Annotated in this window: 18 protein-coding genes and 1 pseudogene; 13 read left to right on the forward strand and 6 right to left on the reverse strand. The window is 44.7% G+C overall.

Features of this window, described 5'->3' with window-relative positions; genetic code table 11:
• Nucleotides 1-332: 332 nt before the first annotated feature.
• Together ACF8CV_RS18405 and ACF8CV_RS18410 are read left to right on the forward strand one after the other, a co-directional pair.
• The gene (locus tag ACF8CV_RS18405) at nt 333-860 is read left to right on the forward strand and encodes an SCP2 domain-containing protein (RefSeq protein WP_005490392.1); all 528 of its coding nucleotides are present in this window, start codon (nt 333-335) and stop codon (nt 858-860) included.
• The gene (locus ACF8CV_RS18410; RefSeq protein ID WP_017447717.1) at nt 844-1347 is read left to right on the forward strand and encodes a GNAT family N-acetyltransferase; all 504 of its coding nucleotides are present in this window, start codon (nt 844-846) and stop codon (nt 1345-1347) included. Before ACF8CV_RS18405 ends, ACF8CV_RS18410 begins: the two co-directional genes overlap by 17 nt.
• A gap of 67 nt (nt 1348-1414) precedes the next feature.
• Here the strand turns inward: ACF8CV_RS18410 and ACF8CV_RS18415 are convergent, their stop codons facing one another.
• Nucleotides 1415-1864, reverse strand: coding sequence for a hypothetical protein (locus ACF8CV_RS18415; protein WP_005456073.1), 450 nt, complete (start codon nt 1862-1864; stop codon nt 1415-1417).
• 51 nt (nt 1865-1915) lie between these two features.
• Between ACF8CV_RS18415 and ACF8CV_RS18420 the strand changes: the two genes are divergently transcribed.
• The 5 genes and pseudogenes from ACF8CV_RS18420 to ACF8CV_RS18440 all read left to right on the forward strand — a co-directional run bounded on the left by ACF8CV_RS18420 (nt 1916) and on the right by ACF8CV_RS18440 (nt 5840).
• Complete coding sequence (locus ACF8CV_RS18420; protein ID WP_025441388.1) at nt 1916-2314, forward strand: DNA polymerase III subunit psi; 399 nt, start codon at nt 1916-1918, stop codon at nt 2312-2314.
• 65 nt (nt 2315-2379) lie between these two features.
• Nucleotides 2380-2835 (forward strand): ribosomal protein S18-alanine N-acetyltransferase, encoded by a 456-nt coding sequence (gene rimI, locus ACF8CV_RS18425; protein WP_005494078.1) that lies wholly within the window; start codon nt 2380-2382, stop codon nt 2833-2835.
• 121 nt (nt 2836-2956) lie between these two features.
• Nucleotides 2957-3034 (forward strand): annotated as a pseudogene (locus tag ACF8CV_RS18430) (peptide chain release factor 3); the annotation flags it as partial.
• Nucleotides 3035-3487: 453 nt separating this feature from the next.
• On the forward strand, nt 3488-3676 hold the full coding sequence (locus ACF8CV_RS18435; RefSeq protein ID WP_000127615.1) for an AlpA family transcriptional regulator: 189 nt from the start codon (nt 3488-3490) through the stop codon (nt 3674-3676).
• 145 nt (nt 3677-3821) lie between these two features.
• The gene (locus tag ACF8CV_RS18440) at nt 3822-5840 is read left to right on the forward strand and encodes an ATP-binding protein (RefSeq protein WP_392416401.1); all 2019 of its coding nucleotides are present in this window, start codon (nt 3822-3824) and stop codon (nt 5838-5840) included.
• Nucleotides 5841-5966: 126 nt separating this feature from the next.
• Here the strand turns inward: ACF8CV_RS18440 and ACF8CV_RS18445 are convergent, their stop codons facing one another.
• From ACF8CV_RS18445 to ACF8CV_RS18455, 3 genes are read right to left on the reverse strand one after another with little or no spacing between them, the layout of a single operon-like run.
• Complete coding sequence (locus tag ACF8CV_RS18445) at nt 5967-7208, reverse strand: integrase family protein (RefSeq protein WP_028870222.1); 1242 nt, start codon at nt 7206-7208, stop codon at nt 5967-5969.
• Between the two features lies 1 nt (nt 7209).
• Nucleotides 7210-7479 carry a hypothetical protein gene (locus ACF8CV_RS18450; RefSeq protein WP_392416559.1) on the reverse strand — a complete coding sequence of 90 codons (270 nt, stop codon included), beginning with the start codon at nt 7477-7479 and terminating at the stop codon, nt 7210-7212.
• A gap of 2 nt (nt 7480-7481) precedes the next feature.
• Nucleotides 7482-8456 (reverse strand): ParM/StbA family protein, encoded by a 975-nt coding sequence (locus ACF8CV_RS18455; protein ID WP_000497807.1) that lies wholly within the window; start codon nt 8454-8456, stop codon nt 7482-7484.
• A 74-nt stretch (nt 8457-8530) separates the two neighbouring features.
• On the opposite strand from ACF8CV_RS18455, the gene ACF8CV_RS18460 reads away from it, so the two are divergent.
• Together ACF8CV_RS18460 and mobI are read left to right on the forward strand one after the other, a co-directional pair.
• On the forward strand, nt 8531-8719 hold the full coding sequence (locus tag ACF8CV_RS18460) for a hypothetical protein (protein WP_392416546.1): 189 nt from the start codon (nt 8531-8533) through the stop codon (nt 8717-8719).
• Nucleotides 8720-8920: 201 nt separating this feature from the next.
• The gene (gene mobI / locus ACF8CV_RS18465) at nt 8921-9364 is read left to right on the forward strand and encodes a conjugative transfer protein MobI(A/C) (RefSeq protein WP_029627953.1); all 444 of its coding nucleotides are present in this window, start codon (nt 8921-8923) and stop codon (nt 9362-9364) included.
• A gap of 10 nt (nt 9365-9374) precedes the next feature.
• On the opposite strand, the gene umuC is transcribed toward mobI, so the two are convergent.
• Together umuC and umuD are read right to left on the reverse strand one after the other, a co-directional pair.
• A complete protein-coding gene (gene umuC, locus ACF8CV_RS18470; protein WP_392416548.1) occupies nt 9375-10682 on the reverse strand; it encodes a translesion error-prone DNA polymerase V subunit UmuC in 1308 nt (435 codons plus the stop codon).
• The gene (gene umuD / locus ACF8CV_RS18475; RefSeq protein WP_392416407.1) at nt 10651-11100 is read right to left on the reverse strand and encodes a translesion error-prone DNA polymerase V autoproteolytic subunit; all 450 of its coding nucleotides are present in this window, start codon (nt 11098-11100) and stop codon (nt 10651-10653) included. Before umuD ends, umuC begins: the two co-directional genes overlap by 32 nt.
• A 654-nt stretch (nt 11101-11754) precedes the next feature.
• On the opposite strand from umuD, the gene ACF8CV_RS18480 reads away from it, so the two are divergent.
• From ACF8CV_RS18480 to ACF8CV_RS18495, 4 genes are all read left to right on the forward strand, one after another.
• Nucleotides 11755-12663 carry a 3'-5' exonuclease gene (locus ACF8CV_RS18480; RefSeq protein WP_392416410.1) on the forward strand — a complete coding sequence of 303 codons (909 nt, stop codon included), beginning with the start codon at nt 11755-11757 and terminating at the stop codon, nt 12661-12663.
• A 199-nt stretch (nt 12664-12862) separates the two neighbouring features.
• Nucleotides 12863-13162 carry a hypothetical protein gene (locus ACF8CV_RS18485; RefSeq protein ID WP_182029157.1) on the forward strand — a complete coding sequence of 100 codons (300 nt, stop codon included), beginning with the start codon at nt 12863-12865 and terminating at the stop codon, nt 13160-13162.
• A gap of 316 nt (nt 13163-13478) precedes the next feature.
• Nucleotides 13479-14411 carry a WYL domain-containing protein gene (locus tag ACF8CV_RS18490; protein ID WP_182029155.1) on the forward strand — a complete coding sequence of 311 codons (933 nt, stop codon included), beginning with the start codon at nt 13479-13481 and terminating at the stop codon, nt 14409-14411.
• 8 nt (nt 14412-14419) lie between these two features.
• Complete coding sequence (locus ACF8CV_RS18495) at nt 14420-17011, forward strand: type I restriction-modification system subunit M (RefSeq protein ID WP_258492177.1); 2592 nt, start codon at nt 14420-14422, stop codon at nt 17009-17011.
• The last annotated feature ends 1 nt before the right edge of the window (nt 17012 follow it).

Below are 17012 nucleotides of genomic sequence, written 5' to 3' on the forward strand. Positions count from 1 at the left end.
TTCGTCCGTGTAATCAAAAGCGCTACCCTGGCGAACATGCCGCCGTGCTTCTCAAGCCTGCATAGTGAGTCATTTTTAAGTGGTTGACTCGGCTTTATTCTGTGACTTGATATCACGAGGATACGCTCGGATAACTATAACTTTGAAAATACGGTTATTAAAGCGTTTATCAAGCTGTTCGCATCAATAATACACGTAAGGTCAAAAAACGACACGTTAGTGGACAATAAACCACCAACTGAAAACAAACAGTTTATTGATACATAACAGGTATCGCGGTGGTGCGATTGCGTAATATGAGCGACCTAATGACAAAGTAACGGATAATGAACGTGTTAAACAAGATTCGCAGTCAACTAGTAAAGAACGCAGCCAACATTTTGCGTTCTCCAGTCCAGTTATTACCACAAACAGTTCAACAAAAAGCCTTACTTGAAGGGCTGAAAATGGTATTCAAAGAAGCGTTAGAAGATGGCGACTTTGAATTCCTTGAAGACAAGTGGTTAAAAGTTGCGATTAAAGACTTGAACTTAGCATGGTACATCAGCTATCAAGATGAAAAATTAGTCGTCGCTGAAAAACCAGTTCAGGAAGATGTGAGTTTTAGTGGTAATCTAAACGACCTAGTACTGATTGCTGGTCGTAAAGAAGACCCTGATACACTGTTCTTCCAACGTCGCCTTTCAATTGAAGGTGACACTGAGCTTGGCTTAGAAGTGAAAAACTTGATGGACAGTGTCGACTTAGAGCAGTTACCAAAAGCAATGCAAGTAGCGCTGAACCAACTGGCTGACTTTGTCCAAAAAGGGGTTCAAGAGCCTGCACAACAACCCGGAGTAGCGAATGCTTATTCGAACTGAAGCCCCTGCGGACATTCTGACCATTGACCGCCTATTGAAACATGCGTTTCCAACCGATGCAGAAGCCAACTTGGTGATGCGTTTACGTGAAAACGGCAAGCTGACCTTGTCGCTGGTGGCGTGTACGGATGAAGGTGAGGTAATTGGCCATGCTTTATTTAGCCCAGTTACATTAAATGGTGAAGATTTGTCGTGGCAAGGGCTTGCACCATTGGCTGTTCATGAGGACTATCGCCGTCAAGGCATTGGCGCTGAACTCATTAAAGAAGGTTTCGAATCTCTGCGTGATTTCGGTTATCCAGTCTGTGTCGTGTTGGGTGAACCTAACTACTATGCACGACAAGGTTTCAATGCTGGTGAAGAGATGGGCTTTGAATGCGCTTGGGAAGTGCCTGAAGGTGCGTTTCGAGTAGCTGAACTCGTCGAAGGCCAATGTGCAGGACGTTCTGGACGCATTGATTACGCGCCAGAGTTCTCAGAGCTTTAAATACTGAAACAGCCCGCTGAAATAGCGGGCTGTTTGCTTTTCATCATTCATTCGACAAGCATGACGTTTATTGAGCGTTTTTGGTTCTTTTTTTGCCCCAGATTTCGACTTTTGCTTTTTTGCTGACACCCAACACGTCGAGCTTCATGTTTCCCCAACTGCTGTATTTCATTTCAAGGTGCTTAAGTTTCGCGTCCTCCGCTCCTGGTAGTGTCCAAGCTCGCGTTGACATTCCGTTGGTGAGCGTGCCCATTGAAGTGAGTTTTTTCTCGCTGCCGTCGGTCATGGTGACTTTGATGTCTTTTAAATCGACGGTGCCTTGAATGCACTTTATTTTGATTTTACTGAAGTTACGGTTTTTGAGCAGACTATTTGGCGTAACGGTGTCTGTCTCCGTTTGGAAGTTGACGGTCTTGGTTGCGATCAGCTCCCAGTCATCATTATTGCTGCTCGCAAATGTGGAAAAACTGATGGTCGCTACCATCATCACAGTAAAGAGTGATTGGAAAAGCTTCATAACACCTCTGACTTTTTGATAGGATTGCCTCGTTCAAACAGGTGACGAAAAATGTCAATTAACGAGAAACAGTATTTACACGAAATGGGAATCACCTCGTGGGAGTTGATTCATCCAGAAAGGTTGGCAGGCTATCAACCGCCAACTATAGATTTGCCAAGTTCTTGCAAACTTCTGCTGGTCTCACCCATCTGTCCTACGAATGAGACAGCGATACTGTTCGAGAAGATACTTAAAAGTATGAAATTAACGCTTGAACAAGCCATGCATATAGAGCCTGAGCGCCTTGCAATGCTTGGTGAACATCAGTTGGAGTGGGTATGGTTTGCAGGCTGTGAAAGTAACAGCATGGAAAATGCTAAGCAGCTAACCTCGCTGTTATTGCAAGACATAGATGGCAACAATGAACAAAAACGCGCACTTTGGCAGCAAATTTGTTCTTACTCGTAACGTTTGTAAAAGATCGAATACCAAGCTCTATTGTGGCGCGGTATTTCGACCTAATAGGTTAAATCATGACGATTGAAATTCTCCCAATGTGCAGTGAGCATGTGGAGCAAGTTTGGCAAATTGAACAGCAAGCGCATTCTCACCCATGGGCAGAGTCGTTAGTGCGCGATTTGTCGAGTCGCGGTGCGTGCCATCACGTGATGGTTGAAGACGGCTCGGTAGTTGGCTACTTTTATGCACAAAATATTGTGGGTGAAGTGACGTTACTCAATATTGCGGTTGCCCCTGCGCTACAAGGAAAAGGCTACGGTCAAAAGTTATTGGATGCCTTTCTGAATCACTGTGAGCAAGCCAAAGCAGACAGCGCGTGGCTAGAAGTAAGAGAAAGTAACCATCCTGCGATTCATATTTATGAGCAAGCTGGTTTTAACGAAGTGGATCGTCGTTATGATTATTATCCAGCTAAAACAGGCAATGGAAAAGAAGACGCGATCATCATGAGTTATCTCTTCTTTAACTAGACGTACTACTCGGGAAGTTGCCCCTAAAGCAATAATAGGCGAGAATACCGCGCAAAATTGAATCTACAAAAAGCGTGTTTGCTTTTCAGCAGGCATTCAGACATCAAAGAAGACCAGTTTCATGTCAAATACACCTTTTCTAAGCGAAGTTTCTAAACGTAGAACGTTCGCTATTATTTCGCACCCTGATGCCGCCCAGCCTTTCAACGCTTAAAACCACCTTTCATTGCACACCAAAATCACATCTCTACGTACTGAATTTAAAGGCTTTTTGTCTTTTTCTCGTTTCTTTGCTTTTCAATGATGTTCAAGCGTAACCTCGGAAAGTGTGTACAAACTTGAGTACAAATCGCCATATTTGCCGTTTTCAGCCAAATTCCATGACACAAAACTAGCTGTAGGCCTTGTAACTACTGGGTTTTAGCCAAAACTTGCCTATGTTTTTTATGTCGAAAATCGAGAAATGATGGTAAGACATTCGCGATTATTTCTAATTGGTTGCCGGTTGAGTTGGTTACCAGTTGCTTACTTGCTGTCCTAAAAATTCATTTGTATGGACCTGATCTTCTGAACAAATCATGCATCTTTCTGACCATCAACAAGTGATGAATCAGGCGATGATAGCTTTACATTGATTTTCAGGAGAATGCAGATGACAGCAGTAGCGCACCAAGTAACCCCTTTTCTAACGTCTTACGAAGTTATGGCTCGTTACCACATTAGCTATACGACTCTCTGGCGAAGAATAAAAGATGGCAGCTTGCCGCAACCTCGCATCAACCGAAATACACGAAACAAGCTGTGGCACATTGAAGACTTGGAAGAGTATGAGAAGAATTAGGAATAGATAGCGTAGCTTAGTTTTTATGTTGGAACTTGGACTAACGCTTTGAAACGCTGGCTTGTGCCAACAATATAGTTAATATGTCCACCAACTTAGGCTAAGATAGCAGCATGGATTTTTTATTGATTGGATGGATAGGTAAGTGACGACTCCTCAAGAACGGACAACAGGTATTACAAATGCGTCGATAAAAAAACGTTTCGGCTCAATTCCCGCTTGGAAGATGTTGAGTGAATATATCTGGAACGGTTTGGATGCTGGTGCATCAGATATTGATGTCATTATTAACACCTGTGATCTCGGCGGGGTGGAGTCAATAGAGATCCATGATAATGGTGAAGGAATTGACTTTCATAACCTAGACCGAAATTTTGATAATTGGGATGACTCATCCAAAAAACAGGTTACCCAAAAAGGCAGTCAAGGCAGAGGGCGGTATTCATTTCATAAATATGCTGCAACAGCAACCTGGCTTACGAGAAGACAATCTGAGAATGCACGTATTACCATAGACTCGTCTCGTATTAAAACGTACAAAGTTGAGTTGATCGACGATAAAGAACAGCATGGTAGTATTCTTTCAAATGGAAGTGGGACATCAGTATTTCTTACGGGCATTACGAGTGAAAAATCTCAAAAAATCCCTAATATTGAAAATATCATGGAGGAGCTTTCAAATGAATTTGGTTGGAAGTTAATAGTTTTTTCTAACATTAAAATATCAGTTAATAGAGTCCAAGTGACGCCTCCCCAACATAGGTTGTTTCAAGAGCTTATAGATGTTGATGGAAATATATTTAGTTCAAGTATCATTCAGTGGATAAAAAAACCATCTGGTGAAAAGTCATACAATTATTTTAGAGATTCAAAAGAACATCAGAAGTATAGAAATCTGACTGGTTTTAACTACAAAAACAATTTTTTCATAAGTGGATATATACAATCTGAGTGGTTCGATAATTTTCAAGATACCTCATCTCCAAATGCTGATCTCTTCATTAGTGAAAAGAGTGATGGGAATAAAGTTTTAGCTATGCTGTTAAAAGAACTGCGCAACAAAACAGCCGAGATTTATCAGGGGTTCCTTAGAGAAAGAGCTGTTCAGCTTGTCGATTCTTTCGAAGAAAAAGGATATTTTCCTGTTTACAATTGGGAGTCTGACGAAGATCGTTCCTTTAGAATTGCACATACGAAGAAATTAGTAACTAGTATCTGCGTTGCTGATCCAGCAGCTTTTAATGGGCTAAAGGCTAAGCAAACAAAAATTATAATCGGTTTGCTTGATAGGCTATCTACATCAAGTGAAAATGATAGTTTGATAGATATATTGGAAAGCGTTTTAGACTTAAATAAGGAGCAAATGGATGAATTTGCATCTCAAATAAGTAAATCTAAACTTGATTATATAATTAGCACGATTGGACACATTCATAAGCGAGATCTAGTCGTACAGAAAATGAAGTACCTTTTTAAAGAGCACGCTAAAGAAGTTCTAGAAACACCAGACTTACAAGGTATTATTGAGGCTAATACATGGTTGTTTGGCCCTCAGTACACAACTATAGGTGCCGAAGAGGATGACTTTTCTAATACAGCTAGAAATCTTCGTAATTCAGATATTGAAATATTGGATGGGGACGATATCAGTACCAGTGATCTTATTGAAGGTGCTACCATAGAGGGGGCAAAAGGCCAAGTAGATTTGTTTCTTGCACGCAAAATGGTCACAATTGATCATTCTACACAAGAAGAATTTATTAAATGTACGATCATTGAAATAAAAAGACCAAGTGTAGCATTGAATAAGAAACATTTAGCTCAAGCTGAACGTTATGCTGAGGTACTTGATAAGCATCCTGCTTTTAATGATGAGAGAATGAGATTTGATGTTGTTCTTGTTGGAACTAAAATCTCCCAGAATGATACTCAAATTACAAGGCGGTTGAAAGACCTTGCTGGTAAGGGCGGCGCGGGCCTTGTTTCCGGGGCGGATGAAAGAATTCGAGTATACGTTAAAAGTTGGTCTACAATTTTTAATGATTTCGAGGTGACTCATAGTGCTTTATTACAAAAGCTAAAAATAAAGAGAAGCGAGCTAGAGTATAAATCTAAGCAAACCCTTGTGGATGAATTGCAAATACCTCTCTCTGAGGCGTCGTGAGACTTATATTAATTATTCTATAAATTTTTTTGTAACTGGAAAAACAACTAATCTAAACCGAGCCAAATGCACTACTTGACTCGGTCATTTGTACTAGCTCAGTCTCTTCCTTAATTCAGCTACCCCTTATTGTCCGAAACGCCAGTTGAATGGAAAGCCTGTTGGCTCAATGATGGTTTCTAGTTGTTGATACCAAACGTCGTAAGCATGACGCATTTCATCCAGGTACTGATATTGGTTGTAGATAGCATCCAACCCTTTTTTGCTGTGGCCAATCATCAACTCGGCAACTTCTTGCGTCGTAATGGCAGACATTCGCGTTCGCATCGTTCTGCGAAGATCATGCATAGACCAATGTTCCATCTCAACACCAAGCGACCTACGAGCCCAGATTTTCACATTGTTAGGAATAGTGGTATCAAAGCCATTTGTGGCAAGTTCCTCTTGTCCGTTAGCAGGAAACAAGTAAGTTGATTTACTCATCTGCATCGCCAGTTCAATCAGCTCGATAGCTGGTTTGATTAATGGCCGCATGATCGGCGCTCCTATTTTCTCACCTTGTTTGCGGATCTCTATGGGCACTGTCCACATTGCAGATTGCAAGTCAAAGTGATGCTTTTCAGCTTGAATGAGTTCGCCCTTGCGACCGCCCAATAGCAGAAGCAATTTTATGTAGATGCGGTTCTTCTCAGTGATTTTTGACTCGTGCAAATAGCGCCAAAGTATCCTGATCTCGTTATCGTTTAGCACCCGAGTTCGTTTACCTTTCTTACCGCCAACCTTTTTTGCTGTGATCCCAGCGGCAGCGTTAATTTCCAAAATTTGTTCATCAATTAGCCAGTCATAAAACTTGTGCAACACAGACACCAGACGTTCTGTGTTTGAAGGGGACGATTCCGAAACCTCACGAAGACAGTTTCGTAAGGACAATTCATTGATGTCAGTTAATGGGTACTTGCCAAGTCGGGGCAGTAAATATATTTCACTACTGCGTTTTTGGTAGTGCCACGTTTTCTCCTTTAGCCCTTGCTTACCGGCAGAGTCTATCCAGTCTCGAAAAATCGATTCGAAGCTTTGATTGGCAGAATACTTGGCCCGTTCCTGCTGTAGGTAGAGCTTGGGGTTTCGGCCTTGATCAAGTACTGCCCTTAACCTATCCAGCTCATTCCTGGCTTCAGCAAGCTTCATTAGTGGGTAAGTACCTATGTCTACCCGCTGTTGCTTGCCATCGAAACGATAACGAAACTGAAAAACAATTTTGCCCTTGGGCGATACCCGAGCACTTAGTCCATCTCGATCAGCTTTTACTACGGTTTCTTTTGCTTCTTTATTTAACCTGGCATCGAGCCAGCTAACTGATAACGCCATGTTATAAGCCCAGCCCTAGTTTTGATTTTAATGATTGTTTACGTGATTCTGCTTTGGGTTCTGGCGCTGTACTCATAGAAGTCACTTCACCATCTAGTGCAAGGCCATCCACCGGTACAGATGTCGTGGATAGATTGGGTTGGCTCATGTGAATTAACCCAAAGGTGGCCAGCATCCGCAGACGCTCAGCGCGTTCCCGTGGCGGTGTCTTTTCTAATTCTTTGAGCAGTTCAGGGTGGCTCCCTGGGGGAATGTTGACGACAACTCTCATGATCAGGCCCCATAAAACCAGAAGCCTCGGACGTTCGCCAAAACAGACTGTTCCGGCACGATGATCTTGCTTCGTGAAAAAATCTCTTTGGCCGCTTCCTTATAAGCCAAGGCTCCCCCTCCTGCGATCAAAACCAAGTCCGCATTGATGCTTTCGTCACGCATGGATTGGCGCATGGCTGTTAGAGCAACAGGCGCTACCTTTTTCATGGCAGCATTCAGATAAGGTGAAATATCGACTTTTTCTCCAAATAGCAGCACCTGCAAGTCGCCGGTTCTCATGGCTTTTTCAAGTCGATCCATACCCACTTTGGCACCATGATCTTCCGAAATCAGCTTATCAATCGTTTCAAGTAGCACGGACATTGCCTGAAGACTGGTTCCTGATGAGCTGTAGCGAATTTCTCCGGCCTCAAGGGCAACCCAGTCAACAGAAAAGAAGCCGGGATCGATGACGACGACGCGACCTTCTTCAATCAAGCCCAAATCACCACCTGTTTGAACCAGATCCATATAGGCACCGGCAGGCTGCGGCAGCACTTTGACGTCATGAACAGTGATGCTGCGCTTAGGCGTCACTTGATGGACACCTTTTAAACGCTGCACAAGGTCAGACTTACGTTGTGGCTCATGAAACTGGGAAACCGGTAATCCAGTGACAACCAAATCGATGGATTCTGTTTCAGCCATTAACAAGGCGGCATGAAAAAGCGCCTTATAGGTTTTTGTGGTGGGATACTCCGGGTGAAGCTCTCGTTCCCAGCCTTGAAGGCGTCCAGCAGGCACACCAGCCGCCCAACGCTCATTATCGACAGACACATACAAACAAGTTTCATCATCGCCTCCACCGATACGCTCCGGCATGCGATCCGCAGGACCGGCACCCGCAGGCAGAATAATGGTTTTCGGTTCACTGCCTGATTGGCCAATTGCCAGCTTCAGGTTCGAGTAACCGATATCTACGCCTAGTACAAACATACTTATCTCCTGTGCACTCAAAGTGCTCTAACGGTTTTCAATCAACCGCGCTGTTTACGCTTGGGCTTTTCCAAGTGCTCTGGCGGTTCACTCAAAGGTCATTATCAGGATTCGGTGCACTGGCGGTGGGCAGAAAGGTGACAAATCCTTTCATCTATCTGCCTATTGCATTTTCGCAAAAGTATGAGAATAGGCTCTGTTTGGCGGCGGATAACCTAGCCAAAAAAATCGAGACGCCAAACGTCGTTTGCATTCTGGCCTGAACTTGCCAAACGGTTTGTATCTTCATGGCGATACGTCTTTTTAGGTGTTTTTAAGTGAATTCAGCCTGTATCCCTTGTCAGGTATGGGATTGCGCGAGTTGATTTATATCGAGACGCCAAACAGTGATTGTTACGGCAGTTTTACGTTTGGCGTTTCGATCCAAAAGCCAAACGGATAGTGGTTTTGGCTTTTGGGGTTAACTGGATGGGGAAATTGGTTTGGTAGAAATCGTCAATGAACAATGGAAAGCAGAGGTATCAGATTTACTTCAGCAAGAAACGGACAGGCTAAAAGCACTGGCACGAGCTGAAGTTGATGACTTTTGGGTTACCCATTACAAGGTTCGCGAGAATGCGCCCTTTAAAGATTGGGGGCTGCTTGGTGTCCGTATCAGAGACTTTAAGTATGGCTTTGGCATTGAGTGGTACATCAACAGTTTTCACGGTCAACGAGGCAAACGCGTGGTCTTTAGTAAGGGACTGCGTATTTCAAAGACGAAGCTGAGATACTCATTTTTGGACTGCCAAGGTTTGGCCAAAGAATGGGAGCTAGCGCTGGCCATGGAGAAAGAAGAATTCTTCAGTGATGTTCGACGCCAAGTTGATAAGCTCAACATGCTGCGTCGCAGAGTGAATGCCTATTGAGTTAACTGCGCTACTTCACTCGCGGTAACTGGTCCCAGCGTGTTGTGTAGGCGGGAGACAAATGCTCTCGCTTCATCGACCAATCTTTCTTCGTACCTTGTCCAGCAAAGAAAACCGTTCCGGCACCGCTTTGGTTAATGGTGTCCAATACAGACATTAACTGTTGGCTATTAGAGCGGGTCGATATGTCATCGAATAGTCCTGGCTGAAACATGTCAGGATCGTAAAAGTCAGACAGCATGACGCCCGCTTTGGCATAACGAAAACCATCCTTCCATATCCGCTTGAGTAAGTGATTGGCCAGCTCGATAAAATCCCTCGTATCACAACTGGGTATCAACAACTCGCCCGATGCAGAGTTGCTGTATTGCGGTTCGTTGTCCTTAAATGGGCTGGTACGTATGAACACGGTCAGCACTTTGGCTTTCTGCTGTTCTTTGCGAAGCTTCTCAGTGGCGCGGGTTGCATATTCGCATACAGCTTCACGTAACAATTCAAATTGCGTTACTTTTACGCCAAATGAACGGCTACAGACGATTTGTTTCTTAGTTGGCGGGATCTCTTCAAGTTCAATGCACGACTCACCATTGAGCTCTCTGACGGTTCTTTCTAAAACCACCGAAAACTGGTCTCTGATGGCTCTAGGAGAGGCATTGGCTAGCTCTAAGGCTGTGGTGATGCCCAACGCATTTAAACGCTTAGAAAGCCGTCTACCAACACCCCAAACATCATCAACCGGAACTAATGCGAGTAATCGACGTTGCCGATCTGGATTGGTCAGGTCTACAACCCCTTGAGTGGCTGGATACTTTTTGGCGGCATGGTTGGCCAGTTTGGCGAGTGTTTTAGTCGGTGCAATGCCTACACAGACGGTGATCCCAATCCAGTTACCTATCCGCTCTCGCACTTGTTGTCCGAACTCGACAAGGGATATGGCAGACTCAATACCGGTTAAGTCCAAAAACGCTTCGTCAATGGAGTAGACCTCTACTCGTGGTGCCATCTCTTCCAAAGTGCTCATCACTCGACTGCTTAAATCTGCATACAGCTCATAGTTGGACGAAAAAGCCAAAATGCCATGACGCTGCATTTCAGCTTTGATCTGAAAGGCGGGTACGCCCATTTTAATACCGAGTGACTTGGCTTCACGCGAGCGTGCAACCACACAGCCGTCATTATTGGACAGCACCACAACCGGCGTATCTTTTAAATCAGGACGAAACAGCTTCTCACAACTGGCGTAAAAGTTGTTGCAGTCCACCAAGGCAAATACAGGCATGGGATAGTCACGACTTGCGGCGCATGTTTCGCACCACATTGGTGACCACGCCAAATATCTCCAACTCTGTTCCTTCAGGAATATGGATGGGTTCATACGCCCGGTTTCTTGGGATCAGCTTGACGCACGGCCTCAGTTGAAGCTCCTTTACCGTGAGTTCACCATGGATGCCAGCGATGACAATGTCACCGTGTTCGGCTTGGACAGAGCGATCAACCACCAGAATATCATCTGGGTGAATCCCGGCATCAATCATTGAATTACCTTCAACGCGCACAAAGAACGTTGAAGCCGGTCGCTTGATGCAAAGCTCATTAAGGTCGAGCGTTTGCTCAACATAATCCTGCGCTGGTGAGGGAAAACCAGCAGAAACACGTTCCATGAACAATGGAATACGAAGGCGCTTGGCTTTGATGAAGGCAAGTGCGCCGCTACGGCCTATAAGCGAGACACTCATGACGAACCTCGAAAAATCATAATTAATACTGTTTGTTTATACAGTATCTAATGCTATGCTGATTTCTACAAGTAAAATTGTAGGTAAACTGTAGTTGTTCAAGTAAGACGCTGTGTTGTAGGTGATTTCTTTTTTTGTGGTGAAAAGCTTGATGTGGGGATTACTCGCCCTCGTCAAAGCCTGGAAGGCTTGGACAATACTGCTTCTGCCTACTGCTCTTGTTTCTGTTACTGATCCTGTTACTGCTACTGGTTAACGCATGGGTCAAGTAACCGTCAAACAAGGCTTGTTGAACCCTTTGCAAAGGGTTTAAAAACAGTTAGTAAAATTCTGCTTCGTATTGAATTTACTGGCTTAAAGCGAAGTCAGGAGAATCATTAAAATGCTCAATCGAACTCAGCTCAAGCCTTTTGCAACCGTTTGAAAAGGGGTTAGCTAAGCCATACGTAAAGGGTATCGGTAAGGGTTACCTAAAGGGTTTAGCTAAGGCTTTCTGAAAGGCTTAGCCAAAGCCTTCATACATGGGTTCACCCAGTATAAAGATTAAAAAAACGCTGAGGTATCCAAGGTGCATTTTGTACAAACGCGTTTATAAACGAACAGGGCACAGTGAAATAACCCAAAGCGAACAATAGAATTGAAGAGGAACCATCAATGACAAGAGCCCCAGCGCCATTTCCGTTAGAGCGCCTCGCGGATATCCCAGAAAGACCAGAAGATTTTAGATTGCTGGAGCGTATTCCATTAACGCGTGAGCCGCAGTCCTGGCCACTTGAACTTTCTCCTATCGTCGGTGACGAACAGCCAATGGTGCTGCTCGATACAGAGACAACCGGACTGTCTGCCGATGACGAGTCCATTATTGAGCTTGGTATGGTTAAGGTGCTTTACAGCCCCTCGGCTAAGCGGATTGTGTCGATTGTTGATGTGATCAGCCTGTATGAAGATCCCGGCAAGCCAATCCCCGAGCTGATTACCGAGTTAACTGGTATCACCGATGAGATGGTGCAAGGCCAGCGCATTGATGATGCACTGGTAGCGAGTTGGTTATCCGATGATCCGCTGGTGGTCGCACACAATGCTCAGTTTGATCGTCCTTTCTTTGAAAAGCGGTTTGCTGCATTAGGCCATCTATCTTGGGCCTGTTCAGCCAGTGGCATAGATTGGAAGGCACTGGGTTTTGAAAGTCGAAAGCTTGAGTACCTGCTGCTTCGCTTAGGTTGGTTTTATGAAGGACACCGAGCTGCAACCGATTGTTTGGCGATGGCCTGGTTGTTCCATTTGTTGCCCGAGTCCGTTGCAAACTTGTTGTCTGAAGCGGACAGGCGAACTGTGTTAGTTCGTGCGTTTGGTGCGCCGTTTGACGTAAAGGACTATTTAAAAGAGCGCGGTTACCGCTGGCATGACGGTGTTAAAGGTGCCAACAAACATTGGTGGCGTGAAATCAGCGAAGACGAGTTGCCGCAGGAACAAACTTACCTGGATGATTTGTATCATCGTGGCTCAGAACATGCTCACTATGACTACAAAGATGCCCGCAATCGATTTAAAGCTTTATCATAGCCCCTTGCATATTTGAAAACCTCTGGAAAATGGAAAGTGAACTTACGTTATACCCAAACTACTTGGTGTTGTAGCTAGGCGGCAAGTGAGCGAGTCCCCATGAGCATAGATCTTCTATGTGATTGGGGTGAGCGAATGCAGGTAACACCGCTGCGGCTGCAAGTAGGAAGGGTATATAACCAACAAGAGGAATCTTTCCATGTACCAAGACACCTACATTGAATACTGGGGCGAAATCTTCGTCTCTGCCCGCATCATTGAATTTGGCATCACGTTCGAGCGCTTTCTTAAAGATCCATGGAAGCACTTGATGTCCTGTGGCCAAGAGTCTGCACCAGACTCGATTGCTGAAGGGATGCTGCCATTGCTACCAGCTCAGGCAGAAGTTGCTAGGCGCATTCGGGAGAGTGAGCAACGAGCCCTGATGTCTACAGGGTCGGACAAAGGGGTATCTCATCGCGGTAACATCGTGGTGCCACTGGTTCGGGTAGCGCATTGATAGCGGCTATGATCGATGGACCAAACAAGGTCTTCACATTGATACCTGAGCGGCAATTGCAATCCAGATCAAAAAGTTGCCGCTTAGTCTTCCCTACAAAACAATTTGTGATAGGATGATACCTAATAAAATTAATTAGGTTGAAGCCTATTCAGTGTTTTATGTCCATCTGTCCAGCTTCAACCAGTAGAGATTGATTAGTCATTGTGGATGAAGAGCAGCATTGAGTGATGCTTTTCAATGTGATTACGTGATGTCTGACGGTACTTTATAAACAGAGTTTTAAGAAACTGGTTGAATTGGATAAACAAGACGCATGACAAATGATGGTCTGAAACAAACAGTAGTGGCGAAGCCAGATAGGCTTTCGCAGATAGCGCAGTTGCCACAAGCAACCAGGGATCGCATTGCCCACATCGATTTCACCTTATTGTTTAAGGGCGAAGCGGTGCGGGCGGATTTAGTCGATCGCTTCAGCATAGCCGCCGCACAAGCAACGAAAGACTTCACAATGTACCGAGAGCTTGCACCAGGCAACATTGAGTATGACCAAAAGCTCAAGTTGCATAAGCGTGGTCAAGCTTTTGAACCCTTGTTCGACTACGACGTTGTGAGAACGCTGGCGACGATTAGCCAAGGGTACGGCGATGGCTTTACTGGAAAGGTAAAACCACCTCTTGCGTGTGAAGCGCCTTATCACCTTAACAAGCCGAGCTTATCTATAGTAGCGAAAGTCACCGAGGCCATACACAAAGGCAAAGCCTTGCGTATCACCTATGTATCGTTATCGAGCGGTGAAACCACGCGTGAAATTGTGCCGCATACGCTGGTAGACAATGGCCTGCGTTGGCACGTTCGTGGTTATGACCGCAAGCATAATGAGTTCCGTGACTTTGTGCTTACCCGAATTAAAGCAGCGGTTGTACTTGAGGATTCGAGGTTGTCTGAAACCGAGCTCGAAACCCAAGACCGGCAATGGAACCGATTTGTAGAGCTGGAGTTAGTGCCACACCCACGCATAGAGCACAGCGAAGCGATAGAGCTGGACTATGGCATGACGGAGGGCGTGATGAAGGTTGAAATCAGAGCAGCAACTGCGGGGTACATGCTTCGGCTTTGGAATGTCGATTGCTCCAAAGAGGCTCAATTAAAAACACCCGAATTCCATTTATGGCTAAAAAATTATCAAACTTTATACGGTGTCGGTAACCTTGCGATTGCGCCTGGTTTCGATATGGTCACAGAATAGGAAATAACATGAACAAGCAACAATTAGCCGCAAAAATCTGGGAATCAGCAAACCAGATGCGCTCAAAAATCGAAGCTAACGAATACAAAGACTACATCTTAGGTTTCATTTTTTACAAGTACCTGAGCGACCAATTAGTTCAGTTTGTCACCAAAGAGGGCATGACACCTGAAGACATTAAAGCCCTAAACGAAGAAGACGCGGACACGGTCAAGTACATTCAAGACAATCTAGGCTATTTCATCGCTTATGATAACTTATTTTCAACATGGATTGCTCCAGAGTCCGACTTTGACGAGTCTAACGTGCGCGATGCGCTATCCGCCTTTAGCCGTTTGATTTCTCCTACCTACAAAAAATTGTTTGAAGGTATTTTCACCACACTCGAAACGGGTCTTAGCAAACTGGGTGAAAGCGCGGGTAAACGTACTAAAGCCATTAGTGACCTACTGCATTTAATCAAAAGTATCCCAATGAACGGTAAGCAAGGCTATGACGTACTGGGTTACATCTATGAATACCTGATTGAGAAATTTGCCGCCAATGCCGGTAAAAAAGCCGGTGAGTTCTACACGCCGCATGAAGTCTCGGTACTGATGTCGCACATCATCGCCCACGAATTAAAACACAAAGACACCATCGAGATTTACGACCCAACGTCGGGCTCGGGTTCGTTACTGATTAATATTGGTGAAGCGGTCGAAAAATACGCCAAAAGCAAAGACAGCATTACCTATTATGCCCAAGAACTGAAAGCAAATACCTATAACTTGACCCGTATGAACCTGATCATGCGCGGGATTAAAGCCAGCAATATCAAAACCCGTAACGGTGACACCTTAGAAGACGATTGGCCATACTTTGATGAAAACGATCCGCAAGGTACTTATCATGCCCTATATGTGGATGCGGTTGTCTCTAACCCGCCTTACTCACAAGCCTGGGACCCAAGTTTTAAAGACAGCGATCCACGTTATTCGCGTTTTGGTCTTGCGCCCAAAACCAAAGCAGACTTTGCCTTTTTGCTGCATGATCTTTATCATCTAAAACCCGATGGCATTATGACCATTGTCTTGCCCCATGGCGTGTTGTTCCGTGGTGGTGAAGAAGGCGAAATTCGCAAGCAATTAATTGAGCAAAACCACATTGATGCCATTATCGGCTTACCTTCTAATATCTTTTTTGGTACTGGTATTCCTACCGTTATTTTGGTGCTTAAGCAGAAGCGTGAAAACAATGACGTATTGATTGTGGATGCCTCCAAGCACTATGTTAAAGAAGGCAAAAATAACAAACTGCAAGCCAGTGACATCAAGCGCATTGTTGATTCCGTCATCAATCGCGAAAGCATCGAAAAATTTTCGCAAGTAGTCAGCAAACAAACCCTGCGCGACAACGGCTACAACTTAAACATACCGCGTTATGTAGACTCGTCACCAGCGGCTGAAAGCTGGGATTTACACGCCACTATGCTAGGCGGCATCCCAAATAGCGAAATTGCGCAGTTACACCAATATTGGCAATCATTCCCGCAATTGCATGATGCGCTGTTTGTGGCCAAGTCTGCCGCCTACAGTGAATTAGCCATTGCCAAACGAGACGTTAATGCAACCATTACCCAGCATCCACAAGTCATCGAATTTATCAGCACTTATAACCAAGCTTTCGCCGGTTTTGATGACTATTTAAACACTACACTTATCCAAGGCTGGCAAGCCGTTAACCGTAACCAGCAAGAGCCTGAATTAAGCACCGAACTTTTCACACGCTTGGCGCCCATTGCACTCATAGACAAATACCAGGCCTATCAATATTTGAACAACCAATGGCAATTGATTAGTGCTGATTTAGAAATGATGCAAACTGAAGGATTCGTCGCCACGAAACAAGTTGACCCCAATATTGTGGTTAAAAAAGTTAAGGGCAAAGATACCGAAGTGCAAGACGGCTGGAAAGGCCACATCATGCCCTTTGATTTAGTACAACAAACATACCTGAGCGATGACCTAGCGGCTCTGGCAAAACAAGAAAACCGCCTTGTCGAAATCGCCAGCGCGCTTGAGGAAATACTCGAATCTCTAAGCGAAGAAGACAAAGAGCAAGACACGGTAAAAGAAAGCAAAGACGGCTTTGCCAATGCCGAAGTCGCCAAGGCGGCGAAAGCTTTCCTAAAAGAGCAAAAAGACAGCAAAGTTAAATTTGCAGCCGAAAGCTACGAAGCCAAGATAATGGCGGCGAGTAAACTCATCGACGAAGAGAAAAAGCTGAAAAAAGCAGTCAAAGAAGCTCAATTCGCCCTGCACTTAAAAACGAAAACCACCATCGAAGGTTTAAGCGACCAGCAAGTCAATGAATTGCTGCACCTAAAATGGATCGCGCCATTAAGCCAAGAGCTTGCTGCTATGCCAAGCGCCGTGATTACTCAGCTCACCAGCCAAGTACAAGCCCTTGCCGATAAATACTCGGTGACCTATTCGCAAGTCGCGAATGAGATTAAAACCACCGAACAAGAACTGGCAGACATGACGGGTGAACTCACTGGTAATGAATTTGATCTGCAAGGCTTAGCTGAACTTACTAGCTTATTAAAGGGCGCTTAAG

This window comes from Vibrio sp. zbq_1 (assembly GCF_043102935.1).
Taxonomy (GTDB): domain Bacteria; phylum Pseudomonadota; class Gammaproteobacteria; order Enterobacterales; family Vibrionaceae; genus Vibrio; species Vibrio parahaemolyticus.